Raw genomic sequence first — 18,160 nt, forward strand, 5'->3', positions numbered from 1 at the left:
TGCACCCTCGATTCCGTTGCTGATACCAGCTAGGGCCTCGGTCCAAGATACATCGCGACAAGGAATATCCATACATTTCAGCAGATTCCTTGCCGCTCGCAACCTCTTGGCCTGAGACAAGGCTATGTATAAGCACAGGGCAAGAAAATAGTCCATTCTTTTCAGAGTTAAATGACTATTTCAGACCGGTTCGGTTCGTTATTTTTCGGTAAAATGGTCAAACAATGCCCGGATTTGGCCCGGCGGCGGGGTTGGCGGCCTGTTGCCGCCCGGACAGGGGGGATTTTCGTCGGTAACGAAAGGGGACGCCGGCCGTTTCCGGCGGGCGTCCCCTGATCGGTTTTATGGTGTGTTCGGCGGTCTAGGACCGGCTGGAATCGAGCATGAGGCGGCTGATGCGCAGCAGGCAGTCCGTGCCGTCGGAGTCCGGGTCAACGGCCACGGTGTTGATGAACCGGGCGGTGACGTTTCCGGCGCTGTCCACGTTCTCGATGAAGAAGGCGCCGAGTTCGTAGACCATCAGGGTGTTGCGGCCGCCGCTGGGCGGGTAGCGCGGGTCGTAGAAGGAGATGATGACCACGCGCGGGCTGTCCATGGGATCGCTGAAGGAGCTGCCTTCAATGGAGTTGGTCGAGGTGTCCCAGGTGGCGTAGGGGTCGAGGCCGATGAGGACGTTGGCTCCGGCCTTGACCGGCCCGGCCGAGTTTCCGGGTTCGAGGAGCAGTTCGTCCTCGGGGGCCACGGTGGCGTAGCTGTTGGACCCGGTGCAGCCCTCGATGTTCTCCTTGACCATGGCCGCGCCGGTGATGGGGTCGCCCTTGTTCACCGGGGGCAGGTCCACCAGGTTGTACTGGCCGGGGACGATGGCCAGGCTCGGGTCGCCGGGCTTGATGACGATCTGCGTGCCCACGTCGTCCTGGGTGTAGCCGAGGACCACGATGGTGGCCATCTCCTGCGGGCTGTCCACATCCAGGGTGCCGTTCTGGTAGTACTTGGTGCCGGGGGCGGCGTCGTCGTCCCACTCGTACTTGGTGGGCACCACAAAGGGCTTGGAGCACTTGCTCGAGCACATGCCGGCCAGTCCGGCCCTGGAGGTCACGACGATGTCCATGGCTGGCTTGCCCACGGCCTTGCCGAAATACAGGGGGAAGGCGTTTTCGCGTTCGCCGGACAGGGTGACGGTCACCTCCACCTGGTTGGGCTGCTCCTCGTCGGGCACGCCGTCGCGCAGGAAGACGATGTCCGCGTCGGTCAGGGCCTTGGCGGGCCCGTCGGCGTCGGTCAGGTTCCGGGTGGTGTAGTTGGTCACGATGAGGCGGAGCTTGTCGAGGTCCTTGCCCGCGGCCAGCAGGGAGTTGGCTCCGGCCAGGGCCCCGGCGTCCGCCGCGGTCTGAAGGGCGCTGCGCTTGAGGTAGGCCCGGCCCAGGTCCACGGCCAGGGCTGTCAGCCCCATGAGGGCCGCCATGCACAGGCTGACCATCACGGTGGCGAAGCCGCTTTCGTTGTCCGGTCTGCGGAAGTGCGTACGCATGGCCGTTACTCCATCTTGGCGCGGGCCACCGTGGTCATGCCGTCGGGCATGAGGTTGCCCCACGGGTACACGGTGTTGTCCGCGAAATTGTAGTTCAGGGAGACCGAGACTTCCTGGCCCAGGACGCGGTCCTCGGGGCCGAACTCCACGGACACGGTCAGGTTGTCCGTGGACAGCCCTTCGGCCGCCACATAGGAGCGCACGGTCTCGGTGGGGTCGTCGCCGCGCGAGGCCATGATCACGCCCTCTCGGGCGGCTCGGGTCAGGACCTGGTTCATGTCGATCATCTGGGCGGCGTCCCAGATGCCGGCCAGCAGGGGGGTCAGGAGCAGGGCCATGAGCAGGGCGAATTCCATGACCGCGCTGCCGCGCCGGGTGTCTTGGTTCTTGCGCATGGCGTTACCTCTCGTGCGTCATCACGGCTGTGGCCGCGACCTGGCTGCACCGGTCTCTCAAGGACGGGATCAGGTTGTCGATGACCAGGAACTCGAAGGGCACGGACACGGTCACGTCCACGGGCTGGGACGGTTCGCGCGCGCCCACTTCCACAGAGGACTCCTGGCTGACGCCGCCCGCGGTCAGTTCTCGCTGGATCACGGTCTTGATCTGGTCGAGGGTCGGCTCGTTGAGCACGGCCATGCGCGCGCCTTCGAAGGCGGCGTCGCGGACCACGCCCTGGGTCCAGAAGAGCCGGGCCGCATCCATTATCCCCATCAACAGCAACAGAAAAACCGGCAGAAGCATGGCCATCTCCACGGCGGCCAGCCCGTGCCGCGTCTTCCTGCGCGTCTTGTTTAGTCTCATCATGGCATCCTCCAATTAAGGAATGTGCATTACGCATAGCAAGTGACATGCCATGTACGGGTGTAAAATAAAATTTATATCATATTGATATACTTGAATTAAAAAATGTGACCAAAAACCAAATCCCATCGTAAGCGCTGGCGCGTGTCCAGGAATGATGGAGTCGGGACCGTCCTGTGTCCATTAATTCTGGATTGAGACGAGCCGTTCCCAACCGTCCGAGACATCGGCCGGAGCAATGGAAAGGCGTGCGAAAAAGGGCGGCCCCGTGGTCGGGACCGCCCTGGCGGGTGCACGGTGGCGTGGGGAATCAGAACCGCTCGAAGGCGTCGTTCCCGTCGCCCATGTCCATGTCCAGACCCTGGACGGGTTCGGGGACCGCGCTTCGGTCGGCGCCCTTGGGCAGGGCTGCGGGCCGCGATCCGGATCTGGTCCCGGCCGGGGCCGGTCCGGCGGGCCGGAACCCGGCTTCCTGGCCGAGGTTGAAGAAGGCCATGGTCGTTTCGAGCCGCATGGCATGGGAGGACAGCTCCTCGGCCGTGGAGGCGATCTCCTCCGAGGAGCCCGCGTTGGTCTGGACCACGGAGTCGAGCTGCTGGAGGGCGGAGTTGATCTCGGAGGCGCCCGCGTTCTGCTCGTTGCTGGCCGCCGAGATCTCCTGGATCAGTTCGGCGGTCTCCTCGATGTTCGGGACGATGGAGTCGAGCATCTTCCCCGCGCGGGCGGCCACGTCCACGCTGGCGGCGGACAGCTCGCCGATCTCGGCGGCGGCGGTGCCGCTGCGTTCGGCCAGCTTGCGCACCTCGGCCGCGACCACGGCGAACCCCTTGCCCTGCTCGCCCGCCCGCGCGGCCTCGATGGCCGCGTTGAGGGCCAGCAGGTTGGTCTGCCGGGCGATCTCCTCGATGATGGAGATCTTTTCCGCGATCTGGGTCATGGCCTCCACGGTCCGGCGCACGGCCTCGCCGCCCTGGCGGGCCTCTTCGGCGGTGCGCATGGCGATTCCTCCGGTCTTGGAGGCGCCCTCGGAGTTCTGGCTGATGCTCGAGGACATCTCCTCCATGGAGGCCGACACCTCCTCCACGGCGGCGGCCTGCTGGGTGGCCCCCTGGCTCATGGACTGGGACGAGCCGGCCAGCTCCTCGGAGATGGCGGCCACGTTGGAGGCCGAGTCCTGGACGTCGAAGACGATGGCCCGGAGCTTGTCGATCATCGCCCCGATGGCCTTGGCCAGCTGGCCGATCTCATCCCCGCGGTTCACGTCCAGGTGTACGGTGAAGTCGCCACCGGCCAGGGACTCGGCCACCCGAGCGGCCCGCTTCATGACGGCGGCCAACCGGGTGGAGAAGACCAGGGTCAGGATCACCGAGGCCAGAATGAACAGGGCCGAGATGGCCACGTAGATCCAGATGGTCCGCTGCACCACCGCTCCGAGTTCGGCCATTTGCGTCTCGACGCGGGTCACTTCCAGCTGGCCGAGGCGGTCGATGGAGGAGCGCATGGCCGCGAAGGCCTTCATGCTCTCGTTCAGCTGGGTGATCCGCCGGAGGTTCTTGTCGGCGTTGGCCGTGGACAGGTCCACCACCTGGCGGCTGTGGGCGGCCCAGGTGTCGAGCATGGACAGGAACGAGGATTCCAGGCGCTGCCCCTCGGGGCCGAGGAGCCTGGCGCCCCTGGTCACGCGGTCGCGGGTCTGCTCCAGGTTCTCGGTGAACGCGTCGGCCTGCGCCTTGATCTGTGCGGGGTCGAGGCTGCGGATGATCAGGAGCTGGGCCACGTAGGCCTGGTAGGCGTCGCGGTCGGCGTTGAGGATCAGGCCGAGGGCCTCCTCGGCGCGCAGCCGTTCAGTCTCGGGCAGCAGGGGGCTTTTCAGGCGGTTTTCGGCGGTCTCGCCGAGTTGGTTGACGATCTCGCGCATGGCGTCGAAGGAGGCCAGGGCCGCCTGTTCCGCCTCGTTTCGGGTCAGGTTGGCGGCCAGGGTCTCGGTGGTCAGGGCGAGGATTGACCTGTTGTTGTTTTCCCAGGCCTGGAAGTTGCTCTTGAAGTCGGAGAAGTCCTTGTCCATGTCCGGGGTGAAGTTCGCGGCCGGGCCGGTGATCCGTTCCCAGGTCTGCTGCATGTTCTCGGCGCAGTCCGCCTTGTCCTTGTTCAGGGCCTCCTGGGAGGCGGCCTGTTGGGCCTGCTCGATGGCCGCCTGGGCCTGGTAGGCGTCGCGGTCGGCGTTTATCAGGGTGGCCTGATCCGTTTGCAGGCCGTTGACCATGGCCATGTGCGAATCGAGGATGCTGAAGCTGGTCAGCCCAACGGCGAATATGATCAGGATGGCGGACACCGGCAGGCCGGTGATCAAAAGCAGCTTCCATTTGATGCCCATATGCGTATCTCCCTGTGTTGGCGGGCCGGTCGGGGCTCGGTTTTGCCCAAATCGTATAGTCCGTTCGAAGAAATGCGCTATTAGAATATTGATGGCGGCGAATACACGGCGGTTTCGGCGAGGGGCGTGATTATTTCGCCCCTGCGGTGGAAAAAAAATGAAAAATGCGTAGGATGGTGAACAGGAATCGAACTGCAACCCTTAGCCTGAACAGAGGACGAAATGAAGAAACTGCTGATTGCGTTGACTGTCGTGTTTTGCTTCGGCGTGACCGCCGCCTTTGCCGTGGACGGCGGTGAACTGTACAAGAAACGGTGTGCGAACTGCCACCGCGACGGTACCGAATCCTCCCCGTCGGGCGGCGGCGCGGTCCTGAAGGGACAGTCCGCCAAGGAGATCGAGATGAAGCTCACGGGCTACCAGAACGGCACCTACGGCGGGGCCAAGAAGAAGACCATGGAACGCATGGTCTCCAAGTTCACCGCCGACGACATCAAGGCCCTGGCCGACTACATCGGTTCCCTCTAGGCGGGGCCGATGCGCTTCACGATTCCGTCGCTGCTGCTCGTCGTCCTGCTGGTCGCCCCGTGCTGGGCGACCGGCGGGACCGACGGCATGCCCCGTGACGCGTCCGCACAGTCGTCGGACCACGCGGGCCATGCGGACCGGACCATGACCGGGCAGCCCGTGGACGCCCCGCACGACCACGCCAAGATGATGGCCGAGGCCGAGGCCGAAGCCCCGGAAGCGCCTGTGGGCATCGTGGAGCACCTCGGCGCGCAGCTGCCGGACGTGCCCTTCGTGGACGCCGCAGGCAACCGGGTGAGCCTGCCGGAGCTGGCCGACGTGCCGCTCCTCCTCCTGCCCGTCTACTACCGCTGCCCGGACGTGTGCAGCCTGCTCCAGGGCTCGCTGGCCTCCATCCTGCCGGAGGTCAAGCTGACGCCCGGCAAGGAACTCAAGGTGGTCTCCCTGAGCTTCGACCCGCACGAGACGGTCAAGGACGCGGCCCGGGCCAAGCGCAACTACACGGCCATCGCGGGCGCGGCCTGGCCGGCCGAGGACTGGAGCTTCCTGACCGGGGACGAGGCCTCCATCAAGGCCACCCTGGCGGCCCTGGGCTTCACCGTGCGCAGGCAGGGCGGGCTGTGGGCCCACCCAGTGGCGGCCATCGCCGTGGCGCCCGGCGGCAAGGTGGTCCGCTACCTGTACGGTTCCACCTTCCTGCCCTTCGACATCACCATGGCCGGGGCCGAGGCGGCCCAGGGCAAGACCGGCCTGTCCGTGAAGCGGCTGCTCTCGTTCTGCTACAACTACGATCCCCAGGGGCGGCGCTACGTCTTCGACATCCTGCGCGTGTCCGGGTTCACCATCGTCGGGTTCGTGGCCGTCTTCCTGGCCTGGCTGCTGCTCGGCGGCAGGAAAAGGAAGAGGCGCTAGATGACGACGGACGCGGTGAACGCGGGGTTCATGGCACCGGGGGGCGGGTCCTGGGTCCGCGAGTGGCTGTTCACCGTTGACCACAAACGCATCGGCATGCTCTACCTGTGGTGCATCACGGCCTTCTTCGTGGTCGGCGTGTGCCTCGGCATGCTCATCCGGCTGGAGCTCTTCTGGCCGGGCAAGGACTTCATCGACCAGCAGACCTACAACGCGGTCTTCACCCTGCACGGGGTGATCATGATCTTCATCGTGGTCATCCCCTCCATCCCGGCGGCCTTCGGGAACATCTTCCTGCCCCTGCAGCTGGGGGCCGAGGACGTGGCCTTCCCCCGGCTGAACATGTTCTCCTTCTGGCTCTACGTCATCGGCGGGGCCACGGCGCTCGTCTCGCTGTTCACCGGCGGGGGCGCGCCCGACACGGGCTGGACCTTCTACGTGCCGTTCTCGGCGGTGACCACCACCAACGTGTCCGTGGCCGTGGCCGGGGTGTTCATCCTCGGCTTCTCGTCCATCCTCACGGGGCTGAATTTCATCGTCACCATCCACCGGCTGCGCGCGCCGGGGCTGACCTGGACCCGGCTGACCCTGTTCGCCTGGGCCCTGTACGCCACGGCCTGGATTCAGGTCCTGGCCACGCCCATCCTGTCCATCACCGTGGTCCTGATCGTGGTCGAGCGGCTGCTCGGCATGGGCATCTTCGACCCGGCGCGGGGCGGGGACCCGATCCTCTACCAGCACCTCTTCTGGATCTACTCCCACCCGGCGGTGTACATTATGATCCTGCCCGCCATGGGGGTCGTCTCGGACATCATCCCGGTCTTCTGCCGCAAGTCCATCTTCGGCTACAAGACCATCGTGGGCTCGTCCCTGGCCATCGCCTTCGCGGGCTCCCTGGTCTGGGCGCACCACATGTTCGTGTCCGGCATGTCCGACACGGCGGTCATGGTCTTCTCCTTCCTGACCTTCATCGTGGCCGTGCCCTCGGCCATCAAGGTCTTCAACTGGCTGTCCACCATGTACAAGGGGTCCATCCGGCTGGAGCCGCCGCTGGTCTTCGCGCTCGGCTTCATCCTGCTCTTCGCCATGGGCGGCATCACCGGCCTGGTGCTCGGCTCCGCGGGCACGGACATGCACGTCCACGACACCTACTTCGTGGTCGGCCATTTCCACTATGTCATCTTCGGCGGCACGGGCTTCGGCATGTTCGCCGCCATCCACTACTGGTTCCCCAAGATGTACGGCAGGATGTACAACCGCAGGCTGGCGACCACGGCGGCCCTGATCCTGATCGTCGGCCTGAACGGGCTGTACTTCCCCATGTACCTGCTCGGCCTGGAGGGCATGCCCCGGCGCTATTACGACTACCTGCCGCAGTTCACCTCCCTGCACCAGCTGTCCACCTACGGCTCGTGGATCACCTTCGTGGGGCTCGCGCTCATGCTCGGGAACCTGATCCATTCGCGCTACCGGGGCGAGCCCGTGGGCCGCAACCCGTGGAAGGCGGCCACCCTGGAGTGGACCCTGCCGTCCCCGCCGCCCACGCACAACTTCGACACCGAGCCGGTGGTCACCCACGGGCCCTACGACTTCAGCGAAGCGAGGGACGATGACGGCGCATAGGGACGACCTCGGGGCCAAGATGGGCATGTGGATCTTCCTGTTCACGGAGATCCTGCTCTTCGGCGGCCTGTTCGTGCTCTATTCGGTGACGCTCGGCCGCTACCCCACGGAGTTCCACGAGGCGAGCAGGCTGCTGGACGTGACCCTGGGGACCACCAACACCGTGGTCCTGATCACCTCGAGCCTGTTCGCGGCCCTGTCCGTGGTCGGCCTGCGGAAGGGCAGCCCCCGGACGGCCAAGGCGTGCATGGCGGTCACCCTGGCCCTGGCCTGCTGCTTCCTGGTCATCAAGTATTTCGAGTGGTCCCACAAGATTCACGCGGGCATCTACCCCGGCGGGGAGACGCTCATCCAGTGGGAGCCGGGCAAGCAGGCCTTCTTCTCCCTCTACTATACCATGACCGGCCTGCACGGCCTGCACGTGATCATCGGCATGGGCGTGTTCCTGTGGGTCTGGACCCGCATGGCGGCGGGCGCCTGCACCCCGGATCACTTCGTGGCCCTGGAGAACGCCGGGCTGTACTGGCACCTGGTGGACCTCATCTGGATCTACCTCTTTCCGCTCTATTACCTTATCACCTAGGCGGAGGCGGCATGAACGAACACGAGCAGACGAAACGCCACGGGCCGGGCTACGGCCTGTTCATCGCGGTCTGGGCCGCGCTCATGGTCCTGACGGCCGTCACCGTGGAGGTCTCGACCATCCACCTGGGCTTCCTGAACGTGGTCGCGGCCATGGCCATCGCCTCGGTCAAGGCGTCCCTGGTGGTCTTTTTCTTCATGCACCTCAAGTATGAGAACCGGACCCTCAAGATCATGGTTCTGGTGGCCTTCGTCATCCTGGCCATCTTCATCGGATTCACCTTTTTCGACACGGCGAACAGGTAGGCCATGTATCCGCAGATATTCAGCGCGGCCAGACAGGTGGACCAGGCCTTCCTGATCATTCTCGGGTTCGCCGTGTTCATCCTGGTGGCCGTGACCGCGACCATGCTCTGGTTCCTGTGGCGCTACAACTGGCGGCGCAATCCGGTACCCACGGACATCAAGGGGTCCGTGGGCCTGGAGATTCTCTGGACCGTCCTGCCCACCCTGATCGTGCTCGGCCTGTTCTGGACCGGCTGGACCTCGTTCAAGGCCATGCGGACCATCCCGGAAGGGGCCATGACCGTGGCCGTGGAGGGGCGCATGTGGTCCTGGCGGTTCACCTACGGAAACGGCAAGACCTCCGGGGAGCTGGTCATCCCGGTGGACACCCCGGTCAAGCTGACCCTGACCACCCGCGACGTGATCCACTCCTTCTACGTCCCGGCCATGCGCGTGAAGTGGGACCTGGTGCCGGGCATGGACACCGACGCCTGGATTCAGTCCGACACCGTGGGCGACTACGACATCTTCTGCGCAGAGTACTGCGGGCTCAAGCACGCGGACATGATCACCATCCTGCGGGTGGTGGACAAGGCGGAGTTCGAGACCTGGCTGAACGGCCGGGACGAGCCCGAGGAGGAGGAACTGGGCCTCTCCCTGCTTGAGGAGTACGGCTGCTTCGAGTGCCATTCCCAGGACCTCTCCGCCGAGAACGCCCCGAGCCTGCTCGACCTGGGCGGCAGGCGGGAGACCGTGATCCTGCGCGACGGCACGGAAAAGACGATCACGCCCGACGCCGCGTACATCCGTCAGTCCGTGCGCGACCCCGGCGCGGCCCTGGTCAAGGGGTGGGACGACGGCATGCCGCCCTATGGGGACGAGCTGTCCGACGCACAGCTGGACATCATGGCCGCCTACCTGCTCAAGGGCGGCAAGGCCGAGGACAAGGGCGCGGCCCTGGCCGACGAACTCGGCTGCCTGGGCTGCCATACGGCCACGGGCGAGGACGACGTGGGCCCGACCTTCCTCGGCCTGTACGGGGCCGAGCGCAAGGGCAGGACCGCCGACGGCAAGCCCTACGCCCTCAAGGCGGACGACGACTACATCCGCCGGGCCATCACCGATCCCTCGGCCAACGTGCCCGACGGGTTCGACGACGGCATGCCCGCCTTCGACGACCTGGACGCCGCGTCCGTGGACCAGCTCCTCGGCTATATCAGATCCCTGGGCAAGGAGGGCGACCAATGATCGCGGACCGGCTCGCGTCCATGGCGGCCCTGATCCGGCCCAAGGTCAGCCTGGCCGTGGCGGCCGGGAGCCTGTTCGGCGCGCTCTACCACGGCCATCTCCACGGCGGCGTGCAGATGGGTGCTGCCTTCACTGCGGCGGCCGGGGCCTTCCTGCTCTGCGGCGGGTGCTCGGCCCTGAACCAGGTCCAGGAGCGCGGGCGCGACGCGCGCATGGCCCGCACCCGGGAGCGACCCCTGGCCTCGGGGCGCATGACGCCGGGACGGGGGGCGCTCCGGGCCGGGCTGTTCGGCGGGGCCGGGCTGCTGCTCTTTTTTCTGGCCGGGGGGTGGCCCGTGCTGCTCGCCGGGCTCGCGGTGGTCGCGGTCTACAACGGGCTGTACACCCCGCTGAAGACGGTCTCGCCCACGGCCCTGCTGGCCGGAGGCGTGGCCGGGGCCGCGCCTCCCCTGACCGGCTGGCTGGCCGCCGGGGGGCCCGTGCTCGACCCGCACATTCTGGGGGTCACGGCCATCTTCTATCTCTGGCAGGTGCCGCATTTCTGGCTGCTGGCCGAGAAGCACCGCGCGGACTACATTCGGGCCGGGTTCGCCGTGCTCGGGCCGGGCCTGGACCCGAAGCTCCGGGCCGGGCTCATGGGCGTCTGGGTAGCGGCCTATTTCACGGCGCTCGGCTGCTTCGCGGGGCTGGCCGGACCGGCCTCCCTGCGGGCCTTCGTCCCGCCAGTCCTGCTCCTGGCCGGGGCGGCCGCCGCCTGGCTGGCCGCGTCGGACCACCCGCGCCCCGCCCTGGCGGCCATGCATTGCTCCCTGCCCCTGGGGCTCGCCACGCTCCTCCTCGCCACCACCTGAGCCCTCAAGGACGACCATGCTCTGGATTCATCCCCTGCTCCAACTCGCGGCCCTGCTCCTCGGCGTCCACGTCCTGCGCATGGGCGTCAACCGGTTCCGCTTCCAGCACCTGAAACGCAAGTGCGCCTTCGACTGGAAGGGGCATGTCCGGTACGGCAAGATCGTGGTCTGGACCTGGCTGGCGGGGCTGGTGATCGGGGCGTACGCGGCCGAGCGGGCCTGGGGCACGGCGGGACTGACCGGGCCGCATCACGCGGTCGGCCTGATCATGCTGCCGCTCCTTCTGGCCGGGCTGGTCACTGGCTTCATCCTGCAGAAGCCGAGCGGCAAGCGGCCCGGCCTGGCCCTGGCCCACGGCGCGGCCAACGCGGCCGCCTTCGCCCTGGCCCTGTACCAGGTCTGGTCCGGCGCGGAGGCCGTCCGCCTCCTGCTGCTCGGCTAGTCCGGGCTAGTCCTCGAGAAAGTAGTCCACGCTGGTGACCACCCGGACCTTCTTGATCTCCGGGGTGTACTGGTCGCGGTCCTGGAGGGAGAAATACCCCTGGGAGGCGCGGCGGATGCCGCCCACGCGGGAGCCGGAGTCCTCGGCGAACTGCCGGGCCGCGTCCCGTGCGTTGCGGGTGGCCTCGGCGATCATGTCCGGCTTGACGGCGTTCAGGCCGGTGAAGGCGAAGGTCGGGCGGAACTCGTAGTTCTGGACCAGGAGCACCCCGCGCGGGACCAGCTCGCCGGCCACGGACATGGCCTTCTTGACCGTGGCGATGTCGCCCGAGCGCACGGTGATCACGGCCTGGGCCGTGTAGCGGTGGGCGGGCTGCCGGTTCGGGGAGTCGTACTGGTTCTCCTGGACCCTGGGGGCCGCGTTCATGATCTCGGCCTTGTCCAGCCCCTGCTCCTTGAGGAAAGCCATGACCTCGGCGCGCGAGCGGGCCAGGGCCGCGTCCAGGTCGGGCAGGGTGTCGGCGGCCACGCTGAAGCTGATGGGCCACATGGCCAGGTCGGCGGCCACCTCGCGCTCGGCCAGTCCCTTGACCGAGACGTAGCGGTCCATGGCCTTGAAATCGACCAGGGCTCCGGCCAGGACCCAGCAGCCGGCCACGAAGCCGACGGCCAGGATGAGGCCGGTCAGAAGGGAAGGGGCGAGAGGTCTGCGTTCCATGGGGCGTCCTTTGCGGTTGGGGTGTGGATCGGTTTTGGAGGATACCTCGTTCGCCGGGGCCGGGCAAGGTGCAGAAGCGGGCGAGAGAGGTCGGGCGTTGCCGTTTTCCCGGTTTTTCGGTTAGACTATATTCTGGTATCCGACCCGAAATCCGACCTGCAACCCAATGAGGAAAATACGATGAAACGATATATCATGACCCTGGCCGCCTGCCTGCTCCTGTCCACGGGAGCCCTGGCCGCGGACCTCTTCCCGAACGTGGCCCTGGAGGGCAAGATCAGCCCGGAACAGCGCCAGTACCTGGGCGTGCCCGAACAGGACGCCCGGCTCTCGGACATCGCCTCGGACTTCGTGCTCGTGGAGGTGTTCAGCATGTACTGCCCCATCTGCCAGCACGACGCGCCAGGGGTGAACGAGATGTTCGCCAAGACCCTGGCCTCGGACAAGGCGGACAAGGTGCGCTTCGTGGGCATCGCGGCGGGCAACACCCCGTTCGAGGTGGCCTTCTACCGCAAGAAGTTCGACGTCCGATTCCCGCTCTTCGAGGACCCGGACTACACGGCCCACAAGGCCGTGGGCAACGTCGGGACCCCGGCCTACTACCTGGTGGACATGCGCGACCGCAAGCGGGCGATCCTGCTCTTCCACGAGGGCGAGATCAAGGACAAGGACGCTTTCCTGAAGAACATGCTGGAACTGGTGGGAAAATAGGGGGTAGCCATGAAACGCGCGCTGTTGTTCACCCTGCTGGCCTGGTGTCTGCTGGCCCCGGGAGCCCTGGCCGGGCACATGGAGACCTTCGATCCGGGCAAGCTCAAGCCCACGGACTCGACCCTCAAGGTCAAGGTCGGCGATCCGGCCCCGGACTTCACCCTGCGCGAGATCAAGGGCGGCACGGTCTCCCTGCACGATTACCTGGGCAAGAAAAACGTGGTCCTGTCCTTCGTGCCTGCGGCCTGGACCCCGGTCTGCTCGGACCAGTGGCCGGGCTACAACCTGGCCCTGGACATGATCCACGACCTGGGCGCCGAGGTCATCGGCATCAGCGAGGACAACACCCCGTCCCAGGCCATGTGGGTCAAGGCCATGCACGGCCTGAACTTCCCGGTGCTGTCCGATTTCTGGCCCCACGGCAAGGCGGCGGGCGCGCTGGGCGTCCTCAGGAGCGACGGCACGGCCGAGCGGGCCATCTTCATCATTGATAGGCAGGGGATCATCCGCTACATCGACGTCCACGACATCAACTCGCGGCCCGACCTGGGCGGCATTGTCAACGAACTGGAAAAACTCGCCGAGTAGCCTCTAGTCGCCGGTCAGGGTCTCCCGTTCGCGGTCGAACAGCTCGGCGAACCTGGTGATGCCCAGGGTCTCGAACACGGACCGGAAGTTGCTCGACAGTCCGGCCAGGAAGATGCGCGTGCCGCCCGTGTGGCCGCGCAGCAGTTCGGTCAGGCCGGTGATGCCCGCGCCGTTGATGGAGGCGTTCTTCTCGAACTCGATGAGCACGGCCTCCTTGCCCATGGCCACGGCCTGCTCGAAGGCTTCGATCAGCCGGGGCATGGTCATGGCCGAGACGTTGCCGCGCACGCCGATGACCGCGGCCCGGCTCTTCTCCTCAAGGACCACCTGGCCCTCGGCGTTGCGGGCGATGGTCATGCGCTCCCTGGCCCGGGTCAGGGCCTTTTCCAGGGCCTCGCGCTTGAGCGGCTTGTTGATGAAGTCCGTGGCGTCGAGGTTCAGGGCCTGGATGGCCAGGTCCATGTCGCCGTGGCCGGTGATGACGATGACCTCGGCGGCGGGATTGAGCTTCTTGATGGCCTTCAGGGCCTCGATGCCGTCCATGATCGGCATCTTGATGTCCGTCAGCACCAGTGCCGGGGATTCCCGCTTGAAGATCTCGACCCCCTCCAGGCCGTTCTCCGCGGTCAGCACTTCATAGCCGTAGGCGGTGAGCAGGAGGGTGAACATCTTCAGGGTGGGCCTTTCGTCGTCTATGACCAGTACTTTGTGGTTCATGCCTTGGTCTCTCCCCGGGAATTGGCGGCCGGAAATTCCATGCGGAAGATCGTGCCGCGCCCCCTGGTGCTGTTGATGCGGATTTCTCCGCCGTAATCCTTGATGATGCCGTAGGTGATCGCCAGGCCCAGGCCCATGCCCTGGCCCGCTTCCTTGGTGGTGAAGAAGGGCTCGAAGATCTTCTGCTGGTCCTTCTCGTCGATGCCGCAGCCCGTGTCCTCCACCTCGATGAAGACCCGGTGATCCAGGTTGCCGGTGCGGATGCGGATGCGCCGGTCGCCGTCCGCGTCCTCGTTGGACACGTCGTCGATGGCGTCGCGGGCGTTGGTCACCAGGTTGAAGATGACCTGCTGCAACCGGTTGGAGTGGGCCTGGACCGTGGCGAGGTTGTCGGCCAGATCGAGTTCGAAGCGGATGTTGTCCAGCTCGAACTGCCGCCGGATCATGGACAGGACCGCCCGGACCGGCTGGTTCAGGTCCACGGACTCCTCCATGAGGTCGGACTTGCGGCCGAAGGAGCGCAGGGTGTCGATGATCTCGGCGGCCCGGTCCACCTGGGCGGAGATTTCGTTGACCACTTCCTTGAAGTGTTCCTTGGGGATGGCCAGGTCCTCCTCCTGCATCATGGACAGGAATTCGCTGCCCACCTTGATGGCGTTGAGGGGCTGGTTGATCTCGTGGGCCATGCCCGCCGACATCTCGCCCAGGGACTTCATCTTGGCCGCCTGGATGAGCTGGGCGTCCTTCTCGATGAGTTCGGTGATGTCCGTGACCGCGATGATGATGGCCTGCTTGCCCCGGTAGGAGATGGGGCAGGCGTGCATGTTCACGAAGAAGGGCTCGCCGCCGTTCTTGTAGTGCAGCCGCTTGGGGAAATAGATGCAGCCCCCGCCGCCCTCGATGAAGTAGTCGAGGCAGTCCGCGTTGTGCTCCGGACCCAGGTCCAGGAACTTCATGCCGATGATCTCTTCCTTGTAGTAGCCGTAGAGCTCCATGGTGCGCGGGTTGGCGTCGCGGATGGTCCCGCTGGCGCAGTCCACGACGAAGATCGGGTCCGGGCCGGAGTCGAACAGGGAGCGGTACTTCTCCTCGGACTCGCGCAGGCGGCGGCGGTAGAGCTTGATGGACCAGACCATGTTGCGGAAGGAGTCGCCGAGCTGGACCACCTCGTCGCCCTCGTGCTTGCGGTAGAAGGCGCAGTCCGCACACTTGCGGTGGGTCTCGGCCGGGGTCTGGCCGCTGCGCGACTGGTCGAAGTGCCAGCAGGGCAGGTCCGTGTTGGTGAAGGCCGGGCACTCGGCCGAGTTCCAGTCCTCGCCCGAGCCGAGCTTGAGCGGGATGTCGAAGTTGCCCCGGCTGATCTCGTCGGACAGGCGGGTCAGGTCCGAGACCGGCTTGGTGATGTACTTGGACAGCCAGGAGGACAGGATGATGGTGATGATGACCACGGCCGAGATGAAGCCGAGGAAGGCCACGCGCAGCTTGCCCACCAGGGTGTCGATGTGCCGCTTGTTCAACCCCACGTGGACCGTGCCGATGCGGTACAGCCCCTCGTTGATGGCCGCGGCCAGGTCGTAGACCTCCTGGTTGCCCAGCTCCATGAGCTTGATGGAGTCCGCCTTGCCCGGCGGCAGGGTGTTGGCCCGCAGGTTGTCGGGCAGGGTGTGGGTCAGGGTGTGGGCCAGGATGCGGCCAGCCTGGTCCTCGATGAAGATGTAGGCCACCAGGTCCTTGCGCTGCCTGAGCCTGGCCTCGTCGAAGATCAGGACCAGGAGCTTGGGGATGTCGTTGTCCAGGATGTAGGAGCCGCCGCGCTCGGCCACGGAGTGGGCGATGGCGAAGCCGCGCATCTCCAGCTCGTTGGTCAGGGAGGAGACCAGGATCCAGCGCGAGACCAGGGCGATGGCCACGGAGATGAACAGGACCGCCGCCAGCATGGAGACGAGCAGCTTCTCGCGCAGGCCGATGCGCGCGAATCGGGAGGAGAGCCGTTCGCCGGTGGTCATTTGCCGGTCTCCAGTTCCTTCTTGAACTCGGCCCAGTCCGTGAAGGGGATGAACTTGCCGTCGTGCAGCTTGGTGAAGTGGATGGCGTCCAGCCCCTGGCGGTCGAAGGGACCGTAGGTGATGGTCAGCCCCGGCCCGAGGGTGAAGTCCTTGATGGATTCGATGGCCTTGATGAACCCCTCGCGGGTCAGGTCGCGGCCCGCCCGGCGTAATCCCTCCACCAGGATCTCGGCGTTGAGGAACCCTTCGAGGCCCACGAAGCTCGGGGTGTCGTCAGGGTAGTAGCGGTGCAGCAGCTTGACATAGTTGGAGGCCGAGTCGTTCAGGTCGTCGGACTCCACCGGCGGCGGGACCACCTGGGACATGAACACGTGGGCCGGGGAGGCCCTGCCCACCCGCCAGGCCAGCTCTTCGGCGCCGACGAAGGACACGGTGTAGAATATCGGGTTGTAGCCCTCTTCCTCGGACAGGTTGATGAACCGGGCGCAGGCCCCGTATGTGCCGATCATGACCACGGCCTCGGCTCCGGACTTGCGGATGCGGTCCAGGCCGTCCTGGACATCCAGGGTGCCGCGGATGTAGGAGCCGCGCGCCACGGGCTCCAACTCGAATTTCTTGAGGGCCAGCTCGGTGCCGATGAGGCCGTCGAAGCCGTAGGCGTCGTACTGGTAGAAGACCGCGATCTTGGTCAACCCCAGGTCCTCGACCATGTGCCGGACCGCGGCCATGGTCTCCTGGTAGTAGGAGGCGCGGATGTTGACCACGTAGCGGTTGGGCGGCTGCCGGAGCGCGTTGGCCCCGGTGAACATGCCGATGAGCGGGACGTGGGCGTCCTCCACCAGGGGCAGGGCCTTGACCGTGGTCGGGGTGCCCACATAGCAGAACAGGGCGAAGACCTTCTTGTCGATGATGAACCGCTGGGTGTTGGCCAGGCACTGGGGCGGGTCGTAGGAGTCGTCGTCGGCCTCGATGCGGATCTTGCGGCCGTGGACCCCGCCGCGCTCGTTGACGTAGCGGATGTACGCCCGGGCCCCCTGGAGGGTCTGGGTGCCGAGGTAGCCCGCGTGGCCGGACAGGGGCAGGGAGGACCCGAGGATGATTTCGGTGTCGGACACCCCCGGCGTACCGGCATCCTCGGCGGTGGCCTTTTCGGACCGGCCGCAGCCGGCGAGACCCAGGGCCAGGAAGAGGAGGATGCAGAGGAGAGGGGCGTTTCGCAAGGTACGGCTCCATGTTGGGGTCGGCGGCAAGGCGTTGCCATAATCCGTTACCGTCTCGTCGGCCAAAACACAAGACAGGTCCATTTCCCCACAAAGCAACATCGCCGCCCGTCCCCTGCGTCCGGGAGAAAAAGACCCCGGCAGTACGCGCCTGCCGAGGTCATGGCAAACTCCGTCAGCCCCGGGGCCTTTCGGCTGCCGGACGGTGTGGCTTACGGAGGTGTTCCCGCATGAGGTGTTCAGAGGGAGAAACCCCGGCGCGGGGCGAGGCCCGCGCCGGGGTGGAGTAGGAGCGTTATGAGGTCATGCGCTTGACCGGACGGCCCAGGCTGGCCAGGAACTGCTTCCTGGACATGGGGCCGCGACGGACGTCGGAGGCGTCCGCGGACAGGGACTCGTAGTAGCTGTCCGGATCGGTCTGCACCAGGTAGATGACCCGCACCGAGTCGGCATCCACCAGTTCCGCATCGGGGTATTTCACCGAGGCGGCCGCCAGCCGTTTCTCGGCCAGTGCCAGCATCTCGTCCCGGTCGCCGAAGTTCATGGCACCGGTCGGGCAGGTCTGCACGCAGGCGGGCAGCAGCCCGACCTTGACGCGGTCGACGCACATGTCGCACTTGACCACCTGGCCGGTTTCCTCGTTGACCCGGGGGATGTTGTAGGGACAGGCCATGGCGAAGGCTTCCTTGTCAGGTTCGTCGGCCGTCAGTTCGGTGTAGATCACGGCGCCGGTCTCCTGGTCATGGATGATGGACCCGGGAATGGTCATGGCATCCAGGCAGGGCGGCTCCACGCAGTGGCGGCACTGTTCCGGGAAGAACAGCCACTGCATGCCGTTGTCGCCCTCCACTTCCTGGAAGCGGACGAGCTTGAGGGTCGTGCCGGACAGGTCCTTGGGGTTCTGATGGGAGCCCCAGTTTTCGGTCTTCTCGGCGGGCAGTTTCTTCCATTGCTTGCAGGCAACCTGGCAACCACGGCAGGCCGTACACTTGGTCAGGTCGATGAAGAATGTCTTGCTCAT

The 18,160-nt window shown here is 66.0% G+C and carries 19 protein-coding genes; 10 read left to right on the top strand and 9 right to left on the bottom strand.

Annotated elements, in window-relative coordinates:
- Positions 1 to 361: 361 nt before the first annotated feature.
- The 4 genes from DND132_RS15275 to DND132_RS15290 all read right to left on the bottom strand — a co-directional run bounded on the left by DND132_RS15275 (position 362) and on the right by DND132_RS15290 (position 4,709).
- Positions 362 to 1,531: a pilus assembly protein TadG-related protein gene (locus DND132_RS15275; RefSeq protein WP_014323662.1), complete on the bottom strand. Its 1,170-nt coding sequence runs from the start codon at positions 1,529 to 1,531 to the stop codon at positions 362 to 364.
- Positions 1,532 to 1,536: 5 nt separating this feature from the next.
- Positions 1,537 to 1,926, bottom strand: a complete 390-nt coding sequence (locus DND132_RS15280) for a TadE/TadG family type IV pilus assembly protein (RefSeq protein ID WP_014323663.1) — start codon at positions 1,924 to 1,926, stop codon at positions 1,537 to 1,539.
- Positions 1,927 to 1,930: 4 nt separating this feature from the next.
- The gene (locus DND132_RS15285) at positions 1,931 to 2,338 is read right to left on the bottom strand and encodes a TadE family protein (RefSeq protein ID WP_014323664.1); all 408 of its coding nucleotides are present in this window, start codon (positions 2,336 to 2,338) and stop codon (positions 1,931 to 1,933) included.
- A 307-nt stretch (positions 2,339 to 2,645) separates the two neighbouring features.
- Complete coding sequence (locus DND132_RS15290; RefSeq protein WP_014323665.1) at positions 2,646 to 4,709, bottom strand: methyl-accepting chemotaxis protein; 2,064 nt, start codon at positions 4,707 to 4,709, stop codon at positions 2,646 to 2,648.
- 222 nt (positions 4,710 to 4,931) lie between these two features.
- Between DND132_RS15290 and DND132_RS15295 the strand changes: the two genes are divergently transcribed.
- Genes DND132_RS15295 through DND132_RS15330 form a run of 8 tightly spaced genes read left to right on the top strand, consistent with a single transcriptional unit; the run spans position 4,932 to position 11,180 of the window.
- On the top strand, positions 4,932 to 5,237 hold the full coding sequence (locus DND132_RS15295) for a c-type cytochrome (protein ID WP_014323666.1): 306 nt from the start codon (positions 4,932 to 4,934) through the stop codon (positions 5,235 to 5,237).
- Positions 5,238 to 5,246: 9 nt separating this feature from the next.
- Positions 5,247 to 6,149 carry an SCO family protein gene (locus tag DND132_RS15300; protein WP_014323667.1) on the top strand — a complete coding sequence of 301 codons (903 nt, stop codon included), beginning with the start codon at positions 5,247 to 5,249 and terminating at the stop codon, positions 6,147 to 6,149.
- Positions 6,150 to 7,772, top strand: coding sequence for a cytochrome c oxidase subunit I (ctaD, locus tag DND132_RS15305; protein WP_014323668.1), 1,623 nt, complete (start codon positions 6,150 to 6,152; stop codon positions 7,770 to 7,772).
- A complete protein-coding gene (locus DND132_RS15310) occupies positions 7,759 to 8,355 on the top strand; it encodes a cytochrome c oxidase subunit 3 family protein (RefSeq protein WP_014323669.1) in 597 nt (198 codons plus the stop codon). The genes ctaD and DND132_RS15310 overlap by 14 nt, the downstream gene beginning before the upstream one ends.
- An 11-nt stretch (positions 8,356 to 8,366) precedes the next feature.
- A complete protein-coding gene (locus tag DND132_RS15315) occupies positions 8,367 to 8,660 on the top strand; it encodes a cytochrome C oxidase subunit IV family protein (RefSeq protein WP_014323670.1) in 294 nt (97 codons plus the stop codon).
- Between the two features lie 3 nt (positions 8,661 to 8,663).
- Complete coding sequence (coxB, locus tag DND132_RS15320; RefSeq protein WP_014323671.1) at positions 8,664 to 9,887, top strand: cytochrome c oxidase subunit II; 1,224 nt, start codon at positions 8,664 to 8,666, stop codon at positions 9,885 to 9,887.
- Positions 9,884 to 10,738, top strand: coding sequence for a UbiA family prenyltransferase (locus DND132_RS15325; RefSeq protein ID WP_014323672.1), 855 nt, complete (start codon positions 9,884 to 9,886; stop codon positions 10,736 to 10,738). Before coxB ends, DND132_RS15325 begins: the two co-directional genes overlap by 4 nt.
- Positions 10,739 to 10,754: 16 nt before the next feature.
- Positions 10,755 to 11,180 carry a hypothetical protein gene (locus tag DND132_RS15330; protein ID WP_014323673.1) on the top strand — a complete coding sequence of 142 codons (426 nt, stop codon included), beginning with the start codon at positions 10,755 to 10,757 and terminating at the stop codon, positions 11,178 to 11,180.
- A gap of 6 nt (positions 11,181 to 11,186) precedes the next feature.
- On the opposite strand, the gene DND132_RS15335 is transcribed toward DND132_RS15330, so the two are convergent.
- Entirely contained in the window at positions 11,187 to 11,897 is a 711-nt protein-coding gene (locus DND132_RS15335) for an SIMPL domain-containing protein (RefSeq protein WP_014323674.1), read from the bottom strand.
- A gap of 180 nt (positions 11,898 to 12,077) precedes the next feature.
- On the opposite strand from DND132_RS15335, the gene DND132_RS15340 reads away from it, so the two are divergent.
- Together DND132_RS15340 and DND132_RS15345 are read left to right on the top strand one after the other, a co-directional pair.
- Complete coding sequence (locus tag DND132_RS15340) at positions 12,078 to 12,608, top strand: TlpA disulfide reductase family protein (RefSeq protein ID WP_014323675.1); 531 nt, start codon at positions 12,078 to 12,080, stop codon at positions 12,606 to 12,608.
- Positions 12,609 to 12,617: 9 nt separating this feature from the next.
- The gene (locus DND132_RS15345; RefSeq protein ID WP_014323676.1) at positions 12,618 to 13,196 is read left to right on the top strand and encodes a peroxiredoxin; all 579 of its coding nucleotides are present in this window, start codon (positions 12,618 to 12,620) and stop codon (positions 13,194 to 13,196) included.
- 3 nt (positions 13,197 to 13,199) lie between these two features.
- Here DND132_RS15345 and DND132_RS15350 read toward each other — a convergent pair whose 3' ends face one another.
- The 4 genes from DND132_RS15350 to DND132_RS15365 form a co-directional block, all read right to left on the bottom strand.
- A complete protein-coding gene (locus tag DND132_RS15350; protein WP_014323677.1) occupies positions 13,200 to 13,913 on the bottom strand; it encodes a response regulator in 714 nt (237 codons plus the stop codon).
- The gene (locus DND132_RS15355) at positions 13,910 to 15,919 is read right to left on the bottom strand and encodes an ATP-binding protein (RefSeq protein ID WP_014323678.1); all 2,010 of its coding nucleotides are present in this window, start codon (positions 15,917 to 15,919) and stop codon (positions 13,910 to 13,912) included. Before DND132_RS15355 ends, DND132_RS15350 begins: the two co-directional genes overlap by 4 nt.
- Positions 15,916 to 17,139 carry an ABC transporter substrate-binding protein gene (locus DND132_RS15360; protein ID WP_014323679.1) on the bottom strand — a complete coding sequence of 408 codons (1,224 nt, stop codon included), beginning with the start codon at positions 17,137 to 17,139 and terminating at the stop codon, positions 15,916 to 15,918. The genes DND132_RS15355 and DND132_RS15360 overlap by 4 nt, the downstream gene beginning before the upstream one ends.
- A 295-nt stretch (positions 17,140 to 17,434) precedes the next feature.
- Entirely contained in the window at positions 17,435 to 18,160 is a 726-nt protein-coding gene (locus DND132_RS15365) for a 4Fe-4S dicluster domain-containing protein (protein ID WP_014323680.1), read from the bottom strand.

The organism is Pseudodesulfovibrio mercurii, from assembly GCF_000189295.2.
Classification (GTDB): domain Bacteria; phylum Desulfobacterota; class Desulfovibrionia; order Desulfovibrionales; family Desulfovibrionaceae; genus Pseudodesulfovibrio; species Pseudodesulfovibrio mercurii.

Excerpts from the sequence above, each read along its gene's own strand:
- DND132_RS15275 (WP_014323662.1), bottom strand. The coding sequence starts at position 1,531 with ATGCGTACGCACTTCCGCAGACCGGACAACGAAAGCGGCTTCGCCACC.
- DND132_RS15280 (WP_014323663.1), bottom strand. The coding sequence starts at position 1,926 with ATGCGCAAGAACCAAGACACCCGGCGCGGCAGCGCGGTCATGGAATTC.
- DND132_RS15285 (WP_014323664.1), bottom strand. The coding sequence starts at position 2,338 with ATGATGAGACTAAACAAGACGCGCAGGAAGACGCGGCACGGGCTGGCC.
- DND132_RS15290 (WP_014323665.1), bottom strand. The coding sequence starts at position 4,709 with ATGGGCATCAAATGGAAGCTGCTTTTGATCACCGGCCTGCCGGTGTCC.
- DND132_RS15295 (WP_014323666.1), top strand. The coding sequence starts at position 4,932 with ATGAAGAAACTGCTGATTGCGTTGACTGTCGTGTTTTGCTTCGGCGTG.
- DND132_RS15300 (WP_014323667.1), top strand. The coding sequence starts at position 5,247 with ATGCGCTTCACGATTCCGTCGCTGCTGCTCGTCGTCCTGCTGGTCGCC.
- ctaD (WP_014323668.1), top strand. The coding sequence starts at position 6,150 with ATGACGACGGACGCGGTGAACGCGGGGTTCATGGCACCGGGGGGCGGG.
- DND132_RS15310 (WP_014323669.1), top strand. The coding sequence starts at position 7,759 with ATGACGGCGCATAGGGACGACCTCGGGGCCAAGATGGGCATGTGGATC.
- DND132_RS15315 (WP_014323670.1), top strand. The coding sequence starts at position 8,367 with ATGAACGAACACGAGCAGACGAAACGCCACGGGCCGGGCTACGGCCTG.
- coxB (WP_014323671.1), top strand. The coding sequence starts at position 8,664 with ATGTATCCGCAGATATTCAGCGCGGCCAGACAGGTGGACCAGGCCTTC.
- DND132_RS15325 (WP_014323672.1), top strand. The coding sequence starts at position 9,884 with ATGATCGCGGACCGGCTCGCGTCCATGGCGGCCCTGATCCGGCCCAAG.
- DND132_RS15330 (WP_014323673.1), top strand. The coding sequence starts at position 10,755 with ATGCTCTGGATTCATCCCCTGCTCCAACTCGCGGCCCTGCTCCTCGGC.
- DND132_RS15335 (WP_014323674.1), bottom strand. The coding sequence starts at position 11,897 with ATGGAACGCAGACCTCTCGCCCCTTCCCTTCTGACCGGCCTCATCCTG.
- DND132_RS15340 (WP_014323675.1), top strand. The coding sequence starts at position 12,078 with ATGAAACGATATATCATGACCCTGGCCGCCTGCCTGCTCCTGTCCACG.
- DND132_RS15345 (WP_014323676.1), top strand. The coding sequence starts at position 12,618 with ATGAAACGCGCGCTGTTGTTCACCCTGCTGGCCTGGTGTCTGCTGGCC.
- DND132_RS15350 (WP_014323677.1), bottom strand. The coding sequence starts at position 13,913 with ATGAACCACAAAGTACTGGTCATAGACGACGAAAGGCCCACCCTGAAG.
- DND132_RS15355 (WP_014323678.1), bottom strand. The coding sequence starts at position 15,919 with ATGACCACCGGCGAACGGCTCTCCTCCCGATTCGCGCGCATCGGCCTG.
- DND132_RS15365 (WP_014323680.1), bottom strand. The coding sequence starts at position 18,160 with ATGAGCAAGACATTCTTCATCGACCTGACCAAGTGTACGGCCTGCCGT.